The sequence below is a fragment of the Serratia sp. Ag1 genome (assembly GCF_000743355.1).
Classification (GTDB): Bacteria; Pseudomonadota; Gammaproteobacteria; order Enterobacterales; family Enterobacteriaceae; genus Chania.
Map to the genome: position 1 here is coordinate 1 of NZ_JQEI01000108.1, position 774 is coordinate 774.

General features: G+C 50.9%; 2 protein-coding genes. Both read right to left on the bottom strand.

The window, feature by feature from the left end; translation table 11 throughout:
• The coding region (locus tag IV04_RS24560; RefSeq protein ID WP_037441870.1) for a FimD/PapC N-terminal domain-containing protein at positions 1 to 349 on the bottom strand (349 nt) is incomplete at its 3' end.
• A 43-nt stretch (positions 350 to 392) separates the two neighbouring features.
• Positions 393 to 774: molecular chaperone (locus tag IV04_RS24565; protein ID WP_037441873.1), on the bottom strand; the 382-nt coding region annotated here is incomplete at its 5' end.

The window sequence follows — 774 nt, forward strand, 5'->3', positions numbered from 1 at the left end:
CATCAACCATGTTCTCCCTGCCCAGGCAAGCGGCAACCACGCCTTGCTCACCCGCAGCAAAGACCAGTGATTGCCGCGAGAGGAAATTCCCATTGATGACGATATCGACTTGATAAGTGCCGGGCTCGATAGCGTTAGCCTGGTTAAAACGCGTAATGTTTTTTTGTTCTTTGGCCCTGCCAACCAGCCTACTGTCATCTAATTCAAACGAGCTATTCGCGGGCTGGGCATAAACCTGGGGAATCAGCAACCATAGCAATACGGCCAGCGGTCTTAGCCTGGCCGGAATTAACCTGACATTCGCCATCCGCTGGCCATTTTCGAAAGCGTTTGGTATGGCTTTATGCATTTTTCAGTCCCTTAACCGAGGGATACTGGCCACCAGCGTCTGCTCAATTCAAACTGGCTTCCGCGCTGGTATGTCCGCCATAGTCATTAACCAACGTAAATTTCACTTTTTGCGCACCTGCCGGTGAGCCGGCCCCTTTCTCTAGTTTCCAGCTTACCTGAGACTTCGGCGCTACCATATCAACTTTGAATGGGACTTCTTTACCACCCACCACTGCGGCCGCTTTAATAAAGGAAGCATAAAAACCGGAATCATTTGTCGCGGCCATCACCCATTGACCCGCCTGTTGTTTCAGCGAGAAACGAAGTTGCTCGGTGACTTTTTCTGGGCTACCGGCAATGCCTTTCGGGCGATAAAAAATTTTAATCCGGTTACGCAACACCACCAGCATCTGGTTTTCTGCCGCTCCAGCCACGTTTTTAGGC